General features: G+C 38.3%; 18 protein-coding genes. 2 read left to right on the top strand and 16 right to left on the bottom strand.

Going from position 1 to position 16,157, the window contains the following annotated elements:
• The 6 genes from E4N78_RS03170 to E4N78_RS03145 form a co-directional block, all read right to left on the bottom strand.
• Positions 1–234 carry a hypothetical protein gene (locus E4N78_RS03170; protein WP_255811624.1) on the bottom strand — a complete coding sequence of 78 codons (234 nt, stop codon included), beginning with the start codon at positions 232–234 and terminating at the stop codon, positions 1–3.
• 133 nt (positions 235–367) lie between these two features.
• Positions 368–2,467 (bottom strand): methyl-accepting chemotaxis protein, encoded by a 2,100-nt coding sequence (locus E4N78_RS03165; RefSeq protein WP_255811623.1) that lies wholly within the window; start codon positions 2,465–2,467, stop codon positions 368–370.
• A gap of 165 nt (positions 2,468–2,632) precedes the next feature.
• Positions 2,633–3,946 (bottom strand): phosphopyruvate hydratase, encoded by a 1,314-nt coding sequence (gene eno / locus E4N78_RS03160; RefSeq protein ID WP_255811622.1) that lies wholly within the window; start codon positions 3,944–3,946, stop codon positions 2,633–2,635.
• Positions 3,947–4,062: 116 nt separating this feature from the next.
• Positions 4,063–5,133 (bottom strand): nicotinate-nucleotide--dimethylbenzimidazole phosphoribosyltransferase, encoded by a 1,071-nt coding sequence (gene cobT, locus E4N78_RS03155; RefSeq protein ID WP_255811621.1) that lies wholly within the window; start codon positions 5,131–5,133, stop codon positions 4,063–4,065.
• The gene (gene vapC, locus E4N78_RS03150; protein ID WP_255811620.1) at positions 5,130–5,552 is read right to left on the bottom strand and encodes a type II toxin-antitoxin system VapC family toxin; all 423 of its coding nucleotides are present in this window, start codon (positions 5,550–5,552) and stop codon (positions 5,130–5,132) included. Before vapC ends, cobT begins: the two co-directional genes overlap by 4 nt.
• A complete protein-coding gene (locus E4N78_RS03145; RefSeq protein ID WP_002670205.1) occupies positions 5,549–5,746 on the bottom strand; it encodes a type II toxin-antitoxin system VapB family antitoxin in 198 nt (65 codons plus the stop codon). Before E4N78_RS03145 ends, vapC begins: the two co-directional genes overlap by 4 nt.
• Positions 5,747–5,949: 203 nt before the next feature.
• Between E4N78_RS03145 and E4N78_RS03140 the strand changes: the two genes are divergently transcribed.
• Positions 5,950–6,372: a type II toxin-antitoxin system HicB family antitoxin gene (locus tag E4N78_RS03140; RefSeq protein ID WP_002689737.1), complete on the top strand. Its 423-nt coding sequence runs from the start codon at positions 5,950–5,952 to the stop codon at positions 6,370–6,372.
• Here the strand turns inward: E4N78_RS03140 and E4N78_RS03135 are convergent.
• From E4N78_RS03135 to E4N78_RS03100, 8 genes are all read right to left on the bottom strand, one after another.
• Complete coding sequence (locus E4N78_RS03135) at positions 6,369–6,548, bottom strand: ATP-binding cassette domain-containing protein (protein WP_255811619.1); 180 nt, start codon at positions 6,546–6,548, stop codon at positions 6,369–6,371. The genes E4N78_RS03140 and E4N78_RS03135 overlap by 4 nt on opposite strands.
• Before the next feature lie 63 nt (positions 6,549–6,611).
• Positions 6,612–7,202 (bottom strand): hypothetical protein, encoded by a 591-nt coding sequence (locus tag E4N78_RS03130; protein WP_255811618.1) that lies wholly within the window; start codon positions 7,200–7,202, stop codon positions 6,612–6,614.
• Positions 7,186–7,356: a hypothetical protein gene (locus E4N78_RS03125; RefSeq protein WP_255811617.1), complete on the bottom strand. Its 171-nt coding sequence runs from the start codon at positions 7,354–7,356 to the stop codon at positions 7,186–7,188. Before E4N78_RS03125 ends, E4N78_RS03130 begins: the two co-directional genes overlap by 17 nt.
• Before the next feature lie 83 nt (positions 7,357–7,439).
• A complete protein-coding gene (locus E4N78_RS03120; protein WP_255811616.1) occupies positions 7,440–8,144 on the bottom strand; it encodes a pseudouridine synthase in 705 nt (234 codons plus the stop codon).
• 34 nt (positions 8,145–8,178) lie between these two features.
• Positions 8,179–8,730, bottom strand: a complete 552-nt coding sequence (gene scpB, locus E4N78_RS03115) for an SMC-Scp complex subunit ScpB (RefSeq protein ID WP_002672067.1) — start codon at positions 8,728–8,730, stop codon at positions 8,179–8,181.
• On the bottom strand, positions 8,714–9,490 hold the full coding sequence (locus E4N78_RS03110) for a segregation and condensation protein A (RefSeq protein ID WP_002692957.1): 777 nt from the start codon (positions 9,488–9,490) through the stop codon (positions 8,714–8,716). Before E4N78_RS03110 ends, scpB begins: the two co-directional genes overlap by 17 nt.
• Before the next feature lie 57 nt (positions 9,491–9,547).
• On the bottom strand, positions 9,548–10,792 hold the full coding sequence (gene recA, locus E4N78_RS03105; RefSeq protein WP_255811615.1) for a recombinase RecA: 1,245 nt from the start codon (positions 10,790–10,792) through the stop codon (positions 9,548–9,550).
• A 178-nt stretch (positions 10,793–10,970) separates the two neighbouring features.
• Positions 10,971–11,978 (bottom strand): NADH:flavin oxidoreductase, encoded by a 1,008-nt coding sequence (locus E4N78_RS03100; protein ID WP_255811614.1) that lies wholly within the window; start codon positions 11,976–11,978, stop codon positions 10,971–10,973.
• A 161-nt stretch (positions 11,979–12,139) separates the two neighbouring features.
• On the opposite strand from E4N78_RS03100, the gene E4N78_RS03095 reads away from it, so the two are divergent.
• Entirely contained in the window at positions 12,140–13,375 is a 1,236-nt protein-coding gene (locus E4N78_RS03095; protein WP_255811613.1) for a cation:proton antiporter, read from the top strand.
• Positions 13,376–13,447: 72 nt separating this feature from the next.
• Here the strand turns inward: E4N78_RS03095 and E4N78_RS03090 are convergent, their stop codons facing one another.
• Together E4N78_RS03090 and E4N78_RS03085 are read right to left on the bottom strand one after the other, a co-directional pair.
• Complete coding sequence (locus E4N78_RS03090) at positions 13,448–15,226, bottom strand: hypothetical protein (RefSeq protein WP_255811612.1); 1,779 nt, start codon at positions 15,224–15,226, stop codon at positions 13,448–13,450.
• Positions 15,219–16,154 carry a hypothetical protein gene (locus E4N78_RS03085; RefSeq protein WP_255811611.1) on the bottom strand — a complete coding sequence of 312 codons (936 nt, stop codon included), beginning with the start codon at positions 16,152–16,154 and terminating at the stop codon, positions 15,219–15,221. Before E4N78_RS03085 ends, E4N78_RS03090 begins: the two co-directional genes overlap by 8 nt.
• Positions 16,155–16,157 lie beyond the last annotated feature (3 nt).

The following is a 16,157-nucleotide window of genomic DNA, read 5'->3' as shown; positions in this document are numbered from 1 at the left end:
CTAATTTTCTCCTTTTAAATAAGTTAATTTATACAAAAAACCGCCAGGCCGAATAAATTCAGCCATGCGGTTTATAAATTGAGAAAAATAAGTATTAGCAGCTTTGATTAGAGATATTTTACTTAATAGAGAATTTTTTTGGGGTAAACTTAGGCTAACATTTTTCAACTCATTCCTATTACGTAAATACCGGGAAAGAGAAAATTGTAAATCGCTACAAAGTTTCGTTCTCATACCTTTATTATAGCACAAAATATTGAAAAACTCAAGGTAACGGAATATCAATTTTATTCAATTTACAATATGAAACCTCTAAAAACTTCAGTTTTTAGAGGTTTCATTTGATTTTAATTTAAGATGCTTCCTTTTAAATCTTAAACTTTTTAACCTCATCCGCTAGGTTTTCAATGCTTATCTTATTTTTTTGAGTAATCTCGTTTACTTCCTGTACCGCATTGTTTATCTCTATAACACCGGCAGCCATTTCGTTCATTCCGTCGGTAATAACCCGTGTAAGACCGTCCAGCTTTTGCATTTCTTCGGCAGTTTGCTCGCCGCCTCTTAACATTTCGGCAGAACCTTCTTTTACTTCTACCGTTACGGCATTGATGTCGCGGATAGCGGCAAGCACTTCTTTACTTCCGTTTTCCTGTTCCCTCATCGCTTCGGTTAAACTATTACTCATCGTCTTTACTTCTTCGGAAAGCGAGAAGATGGTATTAAACTTTTCTTCAACGGTTTTAGAAGAAGCCGACAATACTTCAATTTCGTTGCTGAAGGTTTTTAATACGGCGGTAATGGTCTTACCTTGAGCAGCTGAGTCCTCAGCGAGTTTTCTTATTTCATCGGCGACGACTGCAAACCCTTTTCCGGCTTCTCCTGCATGGGCGGCTTCGATTGCAGCATTCATCGCTAGGAGGTTTGTTTGGCTTGCAATGTGCTGAATAACACTTGAAGCTTCTAAAAGGCTGCCCGATTCTTCGGCTATTTTTTGCGTAATCGTATTCGAGTTTAACACCGTATCTTTTCCGTCTGCGGTTGCAGTTGCAAGGTTTTTGATGGCATCGTCGCTTTTTTCAAGAGTTTGAGTAATTGAGCCGATGTTTGCAACCATCTCTTCCACCGAGGCAGAAGAGCGGGCAACGCTGGATGCCTGAAGTTCTATTCTCTCATCAAGTTTTTTTATAGTACTGATAATTTCTTCTACGGTTGCCGATGTCTGGCCGACACTTGCCGCCTGCGCAATAGCTTGCTGTTTAATACCTTCAACATTTGCACTGATTTGGTTTACTGCACTTGCAGTTTCCGTCATGTTGCCTGCAAGCTCATCACCGATGCTCTGCATTGTTCCGGCGTTTACATCTACAGATTTAATGGAAAGACGTATTTTTTCGATTGTTTCGTTAAAATATTCCGAAAGCTGAGTAACCTCATCGTTTCCGATAAGAGGAAGCTGAACGGTTAGGTCTCCTTCGCCTTGGGCAATATCCCTAAGCACATTCACGGCAGTCTTAACGGGACCTACCATCTTTGTAGAAATAATAAACGATATAACTATTGTTACAAGAAGTATTAGGATAACAGACATTATAATTGCGCGGGTCAGCGTATTAAGCGAAATTAAGAATTCGTTTACAGGAGCCCGTATAACGATCGTCCATCCGCTCCTTTCCATTTTTGCATAAGCGCCGATATTTTTTTCTCCGTCCAGCGTGTAATAACCTACTCCCGGCTCTTGGTCCTGCAAGGCTTTTTTTTGAAATTCAGCAGCAGATTTCAATTCGGCATCAGTTTCAGCAAGTTTTTGATAATTGACAAAACCGGAAACAAGCTTATTGTCCCTATGTGCAATAATGGTGCCGTCTTTACTCATCATGTAGCAGTAACCGGTTTTACCTATAACAAGATCTTTAATATCTTCCGACAAAATAAGCCCTTGAAGCCCTGCGCACATAACACCCGAAATTTCACCGTCTGTGTTGTAAATCGGCAAAGAAAAAACGACGTGAATCTTACCCGTATCCGGAGAAAGATAGGGTTCCGAAATAAAATAGTTTCCTTCAAGAGCCGTCTTATACCAATGTCTGTCTGCAACCGAAACCACTCTTCCGTCCATATAATATGTATTGCCGTTTAAGTCGCATATATTTAAAAAAGCTCCATCGTTATCAGAGGAGAGCTCCTGCTGCAGCCGTGCGGATTTTTGAGGATATGACAAACTATCATCATTTAAATCGGGAATACGGGCAACGCCTCTTAAATACTCAAAATCGACATCTATTATGCTTTCCACAAGGGTAGCAATATCGTCAGCCTTATCCGTTAAGCGTTCTTCGACATCTCTAATCATTGCCTTTCTAAAGGTATACCACGATACGGAGCCCTGTATAACTCCGCCCAACATAATCAATAATCCGAAAACAATCAATAATTTTTTCCGTATTGAGAAATGCTTTTCCTTTTTCATATGACCTCTATATCCTATTCAATATTTTAATTGTCTAAATATATACAAAAATATAAAATATATCAATATGTCCAATATCCCTTATTAAAAAAATAACTATTAAGAATTTTTTATATGATATATTAAAAATCCGGCAAAGCTTTGATAAACTCTGCCGGTTAAAAATCAGCTGGCTTTTAATTTTTTTATTATATTTGAAAAGGTTGCCATGCCTGCATAGCGGGCGTTGTAACCGAGCTCATCTTCAATCCTCATAAGCTGGTTATATTTTGCGATGCGGTCGCTTCGGCTCATTGAACCGGTTTTAATTTGTCCGGTCTCAAGGGCAACGGCCAAGTCTGCAATAAAGGCATCTTCTGTCTCGCCTGAGCGGTGCGAAATAACGGCAGTGTAGCCTGCCTTTTGAGCCATTCTTACGGCATCGATTGTTTCGGTAACGGTTCCGATTTGATTGAGCTTTATCAAAATAGAATTGCAGGCTCCTTCTTCAATACCGCGGGCAAGCCGTTTTGTGTTTGTTACAAAAAAGTCGTCGCCCACAATCTGAATCTGATTTCCCAATTCCTTTGTCATCTTTGCATAGCCCTCCCAATCGTTTTGATCGAGCGGATCTTCAATAGAAACAATCGGATAATTACTTATCCAGTCCTTAAAAAGGTCTACCATCTCATCGGCATTTAAAATTTTAGAAGGTGCCGACTTCCAGAATTTATAACCTTTTCTATCGCCTGCATCAAATAGCTCCGAAGAAGCACAGTCCAAAGCTATTACCACATCCTTTCCGGGTTTGTAGCCTGCTTTTTCGATAGCCTTCATTATATAATCCAAGGCTTGAACATTTTCGATGTTGGGAGCAAAACCGCCCTCATCTCCTACAGCCGTAACATGCCCATCCTTCTTTAGAATATCCTTTAAGGCATGAAAAACCTCTGCTGTCATTCTTATGCCTTCACGGATTGATGGAGCTCCTACAGGCATAATCATATACTCCTGAAAATCTATCTTATTGTCGGAGTGGCGGCCGCCGTTTATGATATTAGCCATGGGAACGGGCATCTGCATGGCATGAACGCCTCCCAAATAGCGGTAAAGCGGCAAACCTAAACTGTCGGCAGCGGCACGGGCTACCGCCATCGAAACACCGAGCATAGCATTTGCTCCGAGCTTGGATTTATTTTCGGTGCCGTCAAGATTTATAAGCATATTATCTATTTCGGCCTGATCCAAAGCATCGGCCCCGTCAAGTTCTTCGGCAATAACCGTATTAACTTGGTCAACAGCCTTTAAAACACCCTTTCCCATGTAGCGGCTCTTATCACCGTCCCTCATTTCCAAAGCTTCATATTCTCCCGTAGAAGCCCCGGAAGGAACACAGGCCCGGCCGTAGCTAAAATCGCTTAACTGAACCTCAACCTCTACAGTAGGATTTCCCCGTGAATCTAAAATTTCACGGCCTTCAATATAAATAATATCAGACATATCAACCTCCTTAAAAGATAAAACCGATATTTAATTCTACTCTTATTCTAAAATAAAATCAAGCTGAAAAGAAGAATTGGAATCTGCAACTTATCTAAGGCAGAAAGTTTTTTCGCTTATTTTCTGATATCCACTAAATCGGCTCCGTCTATCATGGTTTCGGTAAATTTTCCCATATTTTGCATGGTAAAGACTGCCCCTTCAAGCAGCTTAAACAAGAGAGGGCAGCCGCTTCCTTCTCCCAAACGCATTTTCATATTTACGACGGGCTCGATTCCAAGCTCAGCGGTGCATATCTTAGCTCCTCTTTCTTCCGACTTATGAGAAGCAAAAAGGTAATCCCTTATGCGAGGATTTAAGTTTACGGCACAGAGGGCTGCAAGACTCGAAATATAGCCGTCGATTACGGCAGGGATTCCGCGGGCAGCAAGGCCTATGTAACAGCCGCACATTGCCGCAATATCAAAGCCCCCGACTTTCGAAATGCAATCGATTGAATCGCCTTTTTTGGGGGCGTTTATTTCGATCGCTTTTTTTACGCTCTTAATCTTGAGCTCATACATAGCCTCTGTCGTAGAAGCCCCGCGTCCTACGGTCAGCTCAGGCTCTACTCCGCAAAGGCCTGAAAGCACAGCTGCCGTTGTGGTAGTATTACAGATACCAAGCTCCCCTATTCCTGCAATATCGAAGCCCTCATCGGCGATTTCAAAGGCCGCCTCTATTCCGGTTTCAATAATGCGGATACAGTCTTCCCTGCTCATCGCAGGGCATTGGGCTATGTTTTCCGTACCGAATTTTATTTTTTTATTGATGACATCTTTCCGTGCACTTGTTTTTATCATTCCGACATCGTAAACTCTGATACCGCTTCCTGACCATTTTGAAATTGTTCCTAGACCTGTTTTTCCCGTGTGCATAATCTCGGCAAGCAAGAAGGTGGTTATCTGGGGCTGTGAGGTAATTTTTTCTGCATAAACTCCGTTATCCGCACAAAAAACAGCCGTTATTTTTTTATCGATTTTTAAATTGTCAAAGCCCTTGATTTTTGCAAGCCTTACCGTCATCTCTTCAAGAGCCCCCAAAGAACCCGGCGGATGAGCAAGGCTGTCCCAAAAAAGCTTGGCCTTTTTTCCTTCTTCTTCCGAAACGGGTTTAATCGAATTCAATGTGTTTTCTAAAATATTCATAAAGGTCTCCCAATATCTGCCAAGTCAATATCTATGTATTTTCTATAGGCTTCAAAATCCTTATCCAAAGTCAATATTAAAAAATCATTGCTATGAGCTACACTGCATATCAAATAATCTGTGTGAGAGCCCTGAAGACCCCTACTCCTACATTTATTATAATATTCTGCAGCCTTTTCATAGTCCTCTGTGGTTATTTCAAAGTCCGAGAATGTTTCGAGAGCTTCTTTAAGCCGGATAAATTTTTCTTCATCCGATATACCGCTTAAAATTTCTTGCCGTATAGGACCTATCATAACCGCATACTGATTGCGGATTAAAAATGAAAGATAATCCAATAATTTTTTGTCATCACTTGTAAGCTGCTTTTTTCTAAAAGCAAGAGACCACACTGAAGTATCGACCAATACAAACTTCATCTCAACCTCATTTTTTTATAATTATAATGAGGATCATATTCTACTTGCCCGAATAGTTTTATAAGATCTTCGGATTTTCGCCTTTTAATAAATTCTTCAAGAGCCGTATTTACCGTCTCTTTTTTTGTGCTATATCCGCCTATCTTATAGGCTGTATCAAGCAGCTCTTCATTTATTGCAAGATTAGTTGCCATAGCATTTACCTCTATAGTAGATTTTACACATATTATTGTGTAAAATCAAGTAATCATCGGGCAAAAAATACTTGATAATACCAAATATATTTGGTATTATAAACTATGCCGTTAAGCGGAAAAGATATGCTCCGCCTTTATAAAAAAGCCGGATGGAAAGTGATTTCACAAAAAGGTTCTCATGTCAAAAGGGGAGGTACACAATGAAATATCATTTTCTGGTACACAAAGAAGAAAACGGTTTTTGGGCAGAATGTATTGAGCTTTCAGGCTGCCTTACTCAAGCAGAAACAGCCGAAGAACTAAAATCAGCCTGTTTTGAAGCTCTTAATCTATATCTCGAAGAACCTCAATCCTCACACATTGTTTTCCCTTTGCCGCAGGACATAACTACCTGCAGTAAGAACATACTGGAAATTCCCGTAGAGCCCGAAATAGCTCTTGCCGTCTTATTACGCCATAACCGCTCAATACTAAATCTAACACAAAAACAAGTATCTGAAAAACTCGGAATGAAAAATGTATACAGCTATCAGCGTTTGGAAAAAAAATCAAATCCGTCTTTACAAATGATAAAAAAAATAACTTCAATTTTTCCTGCAATAAAACTTGAAATGCTTTTTTAGTTTTTATCTATACCTGCAATTATATTTAAAAGACTCGATTTTCCACTGCCTGAAGGTCCCAAAATAAAACTTATTTTTCCCGAAGCAAAATTATAAGAAAGGTCTTCCAAAACAATCTGCTTTTCGTTTCCTACAGAATAGCTTTTAGTGATTGATTTTAATTTTATATCGTGCATACTTATATTTTAAATGCAATAATTTGAGGTGTCAAGTTGTTTTTATGTTTTTGCAAGTTTTAACTACAAAACACGATAAAGCTGTATAAAGTCTTTCTTATTTTTTGTTACAATTTCAGTATCTAAAATTTGAAACCCGCTATTTTCATAAAAATTTATTACTTTTTCTATTTTTTCACATTCAATAAAAACTACTTTTCCACTGGTTAAATTCAAAATATTTTTTACTTGTTTTAAAACGATATCCATTAAATCAGAGCCGTTAATTGATTTTGATTTTTTATTGAAATTTTTACTAAACTGGGCAATAAGAATTGCAGGTATTTTATAAGAATTAGAGTCTTTATCATAATATCCAAAACGGCTAATAATTCTTATTTCTGACTTTGATAAAACCTCTTTTTTCAAAGTCAACATTTTTGTAGCTAATGTAAAGTATCCTAAAATATCACATCCTTTTTTTGAAGAAACTACAAGATAGGTAGATGAGGTATTGAGCTTTGTTGATTGAATTGCTTTTTCCTTCAAAAATTCTTCAACATCCTTATTTATTGAAGAAAATACATCCGACATTGATTTAAAAAAAATCTCTCCGCCTTCTGTTTCCAATAGATCAAATAATCTAATAATTTCAAAACTATTTTCTTTTTGCATTTATCAGTTCTACTAAACGCTCTTGAGAAAGAGTTACAATATTAACATTTTTTAAGGGTCTTTGATTTTCTTGCTCTGAAAATAATTTTACAAAATTACCGGCTTCTTTTTTTGTTTTTATAACAAAAGATTTTGACAAACTTGATGTAGCCATAAATTACCTCCATACTATTTAATTATACTATATTTTAATAAAAAACTAAAGTCTCTTAGTGCTTTTCTGTGCACAAAAATACACTACCCCAATAGTCCCTTAATCTCTTCAGAAGTTAAGGGGCGGTGTTTGCCGGAGGGGAGGTCTGATAAATAAACACAGCCTATTCTGACCCGTGTCAGTTTTTTTATTTTGATATTAAAGAATTTTAAGACTCGGCGGATTTCGCGGTTTTTACCTTCAATTAAAACTATACGCATTTTGTTTTTGGCTATGCGTTCTGCCGAAAGAGCCTTATAAAAAACGCCCTCGATACGCACTCCTCTTAAAAATTTTTGGAGGATTTCATCCGGGTATTCAAAGACGGTTATTACCTCATATTCTTTTTCAATTTCGGAAGAAGGATGCTCAACCTTTGCAGAAAAATCTCCGTCATTTGTAAAAAGAATGGCTCCGCCGGAAAGCATATCCAAGCGGCCTATATTGTAAAGCCTTTCGGTATAGGTATCTTTTAAAAGAGAGGCGGCGATGGGCCTGTCTTTTTCATCGGCCAATGAGCAAACATAGCCTTCAGGTTTATTCAATAGAATATACCGTTTTTCGGACTCGGGGAAAATTTGTTTTCCGTCAAGACAGATTTTTTCTTTACCCGAAACTTTTGTACCGAGTTCGGTTACTATTTTACCGTCAACGCTTACTCTTCCGTTTAAGATGAGATTTTCAGAGGCTCTTCTTGAAGCAACTCCGCAGCGGGCTAAATAAACTTGAAGTCTTATTTCGTCTATCATAAAAATTAAAAGATTCTCTTAATCGAAGGTTCTCTTATCGAGCAAGCTCAAACCTTTCTCTTTCGGTTTCATCGAGTTTAGGCAGGTCGGCAATACTGTTAAGTCTGAAGATTTTTAAAAATTCCTTTGTGGTACCGAACATTGCAGGCTTCCCTGGGACATCTTTTTTGCCGACTTCTTTTATAAGGTCCTTTTCAATAAGGAGGCGAATCATATTGTCGGCGGAAACGCCACGGATAGCTTCAATCTCGGCCCTTGTTACCGGCTGGGAATAAGCAATTATAGAAAGGGTTTCCATTGCGGCACGGGAAAGCCGGCCTTCATTTTTTTTGCCATAGCGGTCTTTTAAATGTTCCCACAAATCTTTTTTCGGCATTATCACCCAGCCGCCCATCATTTTAGCAAGTTCAATTCCGCTTTGGGGAGAAGCATAGGATTCCTGCAAGGCCTTGATGGCATCGCTCACGATTTCCGGCGAAAGCCCTGAAATTTTACAAAGAGCTTCATCGGTTAAAGGGTCGCCTTCCAAATAGAGGATAGCTTCAACCAAGGAGATTTCTTTTTCCAAATTATAATTCTGAACCATTATCTTGCTCCCATGGGCGTATTTTTATATCGCCGAACATTCTGTTTTGCCAGATGCTTGCCATCTTAAATTTAACGGCTTCTAAAATTGCCATAAAGGCACAGACCACATCCATTAAATTCCCTTTGCGCACAATCAAGTCGGTAAACATACACTCACCCTTCTTTTCCAAAAATTCGTTCATAAGGGTAATCTTCTCGTTTACCGAAACTTCTTCATAAAGGTCTAAGATGTGTTCGGCCTTATAATTGGACATTAGCTGAGAAAAGGTTTTTAAAAGATCCCAAGTATCTACCCGCTCCCAAAGTTCTTCTTCTCCAAAAGGCAGGGCGTGCTGAATTTTTTTTCTTTCAAAAAACCATTCCGCTTCGCTTTCTTTTTCTTCCATCAACTCGGAAAGTTTTTTATACTTTTGATATTCAATGAGCTTATCGACCAGCTCGGAACGCGGGTCTTCGATGTCTTCATCATCAACCGAAACTTCAACCGGCAAAAGCATTCTGCTTTTTATATAAATTAAATTAGCGGCCATCGAATAAAAATCGACAAGGTTATCCAAATCGGGTTCAATTGCATAATCAAGGTATTCCAGATATTGCTCGGTTATTTCTGCAATCGGAATATCGTAGATATTTACCTCGTTTTTATTTATCAAAAAAAGAAGAAGGTCTAAGGGGCCTTCAAAGTTATGCACCTTAAATTCCGTATTGGAATAACTTACTTCCTGCGTATCAATCTGACTTAAAGCTTGTGTACTCATAATGCCGCTCCTCTTTTATTGTTCGGCATTTTTAAAAAAAACTCAAATTTTTAAAACTTAAAAAAGGCTGTCGTCAGCCGGAAGGCCTACAGTTTCAGTTTTTTTTGTCTTTGAAGCAGCAGATTTTTCTTCGGCAGCATCATCCGCTTCTTCTTTTTTAGCTTTAGAAGCTGCGTCCTTTGAACCGTCTTCTTTTTTAAGAGCTTCTACGGCCTTTTCTTGAGCTTCTTTTTGTTCTTTTGTTTTTTCTACAAAACTTGAAACATAAGGTCTGCCCGGGAAAAGTTTTTCTCTCAATTCTTTTTCAATCTTTTGAGCTATGTCGATGTTTTCTTCTAAGAATTTTACGGCATTGGGCCTGCCTTGCCCGATTTTATCGTCCCCGTAAGAATACCATGAGCCGCTTTTGCCTATTATCTCTTGTTTTACGGCAGAATCCAAGAGGCTTCCATAGGGACAAACCCCTTTTCCGAAAAGGATTTCCATTTCTACCTTTCTAAAGGGAGGAGCAACCTTGTTTTTTACAACCTTTACACGAATCTTATTTCCCCATGCTTCATCCTCGTCCTTGCCGAGAGTTTCAATTTTCCGTACATCCAGCCGGACGGAGGCATAAAATTTAAGGGCATTTCCTCCCGTGGTTGTTTCGGGGCTTCCGAACATAACGCCTATCTTCATTCGGATTTGGTTGATAAAGATTATCATACAGTTGGACTTGCCTATAATAGCAGTAAGTTTTCTCAAGGCTTGGCTCATCAAGCGGGCCTGTAAACCCATATGAGAGTCTCCCATTTCTCCGGCAATTTCTGCCTGAGGCGTTAGGGCTGCGACCGAGTCAATTACTATTATGTCCACTGCTCCGGAGCGTACAAGGCTTTCTGCTATTTCAAGGGCCTGTTCTCCGGTATCGGGTTGTGAAACCCAAAGCTCATCAATGTTTACTCCCAAGGCTTTTGCATATTGGGGATCCAAGGCATGTTCGGCATCGATAAAGGCGGCTATGCCTCCCTGCTTTTGTGCCTCGGCGACGGCATGAAGAGCTATCGTAGTCTTACCCGAAGATTCGGGGCCGAATATTTCGATAATTCTGCCGCGGGGATAACCGCCGATTCCAAGGGCTTCATCTAAAAGAATACTGCCTGAAGGAATAATTTCTATATTTCCGATAGCGGAATTATTACCTAACTTCATCAAGGAGCCTTGCCCGAATTGTTTTTCGATTTGAAGACGGGCAGCCTCCAGAGCCTTTAACTTATCATCCGGGTTTGCAACTGCCGGTACTTCATTTTTTGCTTTTGCCACAATATTCTCCTTAATTCTACTAATATTATACAAATTAAAAAGCTTTTTTCCTACTTTTTTAAAAAAAAGTTTTAATTTTTTTTGATCAAATGCGGCCAACATGAAGAACCGCTAAAGGATTGTTTATTATATAGAATTTTTAGGCAAAAAGCAAGAAGCCTTTATTGTTCCTAATTATTTAGCCTTCCAATTTTTGTTTTGCCTTTTTAGGCCAGCCGGAATCATTTAGAAGAGCCCGTCCTACACCGATTAGATCGGTTTTTCCTTCCTGTAAAATTTTTTCGGCAGCTTCGGGGCTTACAATTCCTCCGGTGAGAATTACGGGTACACCTACTTTTTCTTTTACGGCCTGAGTTATACGGCTGAACCATCCTTCTTCTTCAAGTTCGGGATTGGTATATCCGCAAAAGCCTCCCGAAATATCAAGTAAGTCAACTCCGGCTTTTTTAAAAAGAAGGCAGGCTTTTACGGAATCTTCGAGAGAACTTCCTCCGGAAATATAATCACAAGCCCCCAAACGGACGGCAATTAAAAAATCGGGGCCGGTTATTTTACGAATGGCCTCTATAATTTCTATATGAAGTCTTGTTCTGCCTTCGATGGAAGATCCATTGTATTTGTCTGTTCGTTTATTCATAATAGGTGAAAAAAACTGATTCAATAGATAGCCGTGGGCAGAATGTATTTCCACACCGTCAAGGCCGGCTTCCTTCGCACGCCTTGCAGCCTGAACAAAATCGTTTATAACCTTATTTATATCTTCCTGCGTCATCGCACGAGGCAGCTCATAATTCGAGCTTTTACGCGGAATCATAACTGAACTTGAACTTAACACGTCATACCCGGTTATCTCGTGATGAGCTGCCGCTCCGGCATGAGAGATCTGGGCAATAACTTTTGATCCGTTTTTATGCAGAACGGAAGCCAGTTTTTTAAAACCTTCTATTGTAGAATCATCCGAGATAGAAAGCTGTCCTGTACTGGCCTTTCCCTCGGGGCTGACATAAGAGTGTTCTATTATTACAAGCCCCACATAAAAGCCTTTAGTTTTTTCATCATAATAATCGCAAAGGGCTTGGCTCACAATTCCGCCGGCATCGGCCTTTTCGGAAGCCATAGGAGGCATTACCAATTTTGTGTTAAGCTCTATATTTTTAATTTTAAAACTAGAAAACAATAAAGACATTTTAAAGCCTCCCTAAAATTATATTCGGTATTCTATCATAGTTTTGAAAGAATTGTAAGGACCCTTATTACATCACGTAAAAATTTAATTCAAGTATAATAAGTCTAATAAAACGGCCCTCTTGTATTCCATGGAGGTATGCCGTATACTTATTAATTGATATGAATATATTGGATTTTATTTATAATATAGTTGCAGACCTTGATTTACCCACTACAATCCTCATCTCGTTTGCATTGATACTGATAAGCGGTTTTTTTGTAACACGTTTTACAAAAAAGATACAGCTGCCTAAGGTTAGCGGTTATATTTTGGCCGGAATTATTATAGGCCCAAGCGGGCTGCATCTTATTCACCGGCGGTTTATTATAAATTTGGACGTTATTTCCATTATTGCGCTCAGTTTTATCGCTTTTGATATGGGGCGGTATTTTAAACGCAGCAACGATAAAAAAGAGATACGGAATATCATATTTATTACTCTGTGCGAATCGCTGCTTGCGGGTTTGCTGGTTACACTCTCCATGCTTTTCGTATTTAAAATGGAACTTTCTTTTCCTTTTTTGCTTGGTGCAATTGCAACAGCTACGGCTCCGGCAAGCACCATCATGACGATAAAAGAATACAACGGCAAAGGGCACTTTGTTGATTTATTGTTACGGATTACCGCTTTTGACGATGTCGTATGTCTTTTTGTATTCAGTATAATGGTTGCAGTGGTTAATGCGCAGGAAAGCAACGGTTTCAATATTATGAGTATTATAAAACCGATCGGACTAAATGCTGCGGTGCTGATTTTAGGCTATTTTACTGCTCTGTGTATGGAATTTATGATAACTGAAAAAAGAAGCTTTGATAATAGATTGATATTGGCAGTCGCATTTCTGTTTTTTATTTCGGGAGTGTGCTCGTATTATAAGGTGAGTCCGCTTCTTGCCTGTATGGTGTGCGGAGCCGTTTATTATAACCGTACAAACGATAAAAAATTATTTGAGCAAATGAACAGTTTTTCCCCGCCGGTTATGAGTAGTTTTTTTATTATTTCCGGTATGAATATGGATTTAAGTATCATTGTGACTGCAGGCATCATAGGCGTTGCTTATTTTGTCATCCGTATTATAGGAAAATATATCGGAGCCTTTGCATCATGTAAAATGTTATCAATCGATAAAAAGATTACAAACAATATGGGGTTTGCCTTAATGCCGCAAGCCGGTGTTGCGATAGGCCTCGCTTTTATGGGAAAAATGCTGTTACCTGAGAAAGAAGGTTTGATTTTATTTAATATCATACTGGCATCATCGGTATTATATGAACTCTTGGGACCGGTAACTGCAAAAATTGCCTTAATACGTGCCGGAGCAATCGATCCTAAACAACTTAAACAGAAGACATAACTTCGGCTGCCGGCATGCCTCAAGCTTTACAAAAGCTATTTAAAAAAACGCAAAGCAAACTTATCAGACATTTTACTCCGAACGCTGATAAAGAAGCGTAATAATCAAAAAAATAAGGGCTATGATAGGCACGCTAAAAACTATAAGAGATACATACCGCGGCGTCAAACAAACAAAAAATGCAATTTGTAGTTTAAAAACATATCTAAGAGTTTCCATTAAAATATAAGACAAAAACGGACAAAGGGGTGAAAATAAAAATAAGCTTTTATTTAACCGCCTGCCCGGCGAAACTCTAAAGCGCCAAGCCAATATAAGCACAAGTAAAGAAACTATCAATAATAAAAGAGGTTCAGTCAAACGGTATAGTACCTCGCTCAAATAGGCTTCTTTTTTTAAACCGTACTTTTCGGCTATCAAACTAAAATAGTACAAATCCGATATCTTCATAGCCGAAGGTCCGCTCACAGACTTTTCAATTAAAATAAAATCAGCCATGGTCATGGGAAGTAAAATATTATGAACATTTTCCCCTGGAAGTTCTCCGGTCAAAACCTTGGGGTAAACGGTATTTTCTTCAGAATATCTATCAACCGAACAAATCTGAAGCATTAACCTGTTTTTTCCTTCATCGTCTACAACTTCTATAAGTTTTGCATAAGGAATAATTATAGACCATTTTTCGGCATTGGATATCCCTAAACGTGTATATAAAACATTCATAAGATATATTTCATTACGTAAAGTAGAGCTTCCATGAGAGATACCGTGTACTTTTATTCCGGCATATTCATGGCTATGCTCTCCGACAGTAAAACTTATGTCCCCCCTCATTATAAAGTTGGGAATATTTTTAAGCTCATCGGTAAAAAAGACTTTTTTTTCAAGCTCAATCCTAGATAGATTTAAAAACCGTTCAACCTCAGGATCTTTTTTATCGGGATTTAAAGCCCGCATAGACGAATCAATTTGTAAGAAAGAATAATAAGCTCTTATATAATCTCCCCTCTGTAAAGCTTCATAGGCAGACTTTTTACTTTTATATAAGGCAATAGAGGGAGCATCTTTATATGAAGTCAAACCTTTTTCAACCTCGGCCCAAGCCCGTACCGCAAGATTTTCTGCATCAATTTTTAAAGGATCTCCGTCCTGAAAAGTTTGCATAGCAAGTTTTGCATAATAGTGAGCCGTATAAAAATCGAATGCGAGAGCGGCTCTTTCCGCTTTTTTTAAGGCAGCTTCTGCAGTCATGCTTATATTATCTACCTCTGAGATATTTTTTCTTAAAACAGAATCGGTGTTATCAATGGAAAGTTTTTCTTTGGCAATCTTAATCTCTTCATTCACCTTCATGGCTTCTTCCGACTGGGGCCATATGCTTAAAGCCCTTCCGATATGATCTCCGGCTTGGCCATAGTCATTCCTGTCATAGGCTTCTTTTGCAAGTTCAGTATATTCTTTATGTGTAAGAGCTTGATAAACGGCTCGCGATTGGTTCTCCATTAAAATAGGTTTAACGGCTTCAGCCAAAACTACATAAAAAGATAAAACGGCAAGAGAAAAATTAAAAAAATGCTGAATAAAGCGAATCATAGCGGATGACCGCCTCTGCATTTTTGCAGGTCCGAATTTTCCGAAAATAATAGGGTAGGCAAAAATCAAAGCTGATGTATAGATAAAGGGAAAATAAAAAATAAACAATAAGATCGATTCACGAATTTTCCATGAAAATAAAAATACCGGCAGAACGGTTTCCTTTATAGGCATAAAAAAAACATAAGCAAAGGCAGCAGCCAGACCAAGTAAAAAGTGAACAAAAAGGTAAGGAAAAAATTTTGAAATTTTATGCATCAATATCCCCCTCGCTAAAGCCCCCTAAGCTATCGGGAATGAAGGTATCAAATTCTTCGTTTATTTTCTCGCCTTTTTTAGGCTTAACCGGTTTCGGCATTTTAATTTTAGGAGCCTTAGGCTTCTTCACTTTAGGAGCCTTTATTTTTGGTTTTTTAATCTTTTGTTTTTTCGGCATTTTTTTTGCACGCCTTACAAGCAGCAATATCGATGTATAAATAAAAAACACTAAGGCTGAAAGACAAAACAAAATAGGCCTTATCCAAAACCTCATGATTTCAAAAGGAAGAATATCCTCTATACTCAAGATAAAGTCCTCAGTTCTTATATAACTATAAGCATAAAGTATTAAGATTAATAAAAGCGGTAAAAAAGTAAAATTGACTATTTTCCATTCCGTTATTGTTGTAAATATCCAAAGAGAAAATATAAGCAAAAAAATCGAACCCGAAAAAATAAGATAGGATGTGTAAGAAATTTTATATTGTTCATATATATCATATACAAAGGGGCGGACTATGCTGCCGGCAGCCTGCACAAAGGCAGGCTGTTCTATAAAAGTTTCTAGGTGCTTATCGTCAATTAAAACCTTTTCTTTTAAGTTAAAGGCCTGATTTATTTTTTCTCCTTGAGAGTACATGAGAGGAATAATAAAAGCAAAAAATAAAGCAAATGTTATAATCAAGGTTAAAAAAGAAAGGCCGTAGTGTTCGGAATGTCTCATCATAAAAACATAGACTGCGAATATCGAAATAATACAGGCTATGGGAAGTATCAGATAAAGGCAATGTAAAAAGGCAGAGAAAAATATGCCCGATACATCTCCATACATCAAAGACTGCCAAATTCCAACCGATATAGAAAATGCTAAAACAGCTAAGACAAAATTTGAGATAAACACTAAAGGTACAAGCAGCCAATTTTTCATATA

This window comes from Treponema denticola, from assembly GCF_024400535.1.
GTDB classification, from domain to species: domain Bacteria; phylum Spirochaetota; class Spirochaetia; order Treponematales; family Treponemataceae; genus Treponema_B; species Treponema_B denticola_C.
Note: the sequence above shows the minus strand (reverse complement) of the source record. Positions and strands in the feature narration are given on the sequence as shown.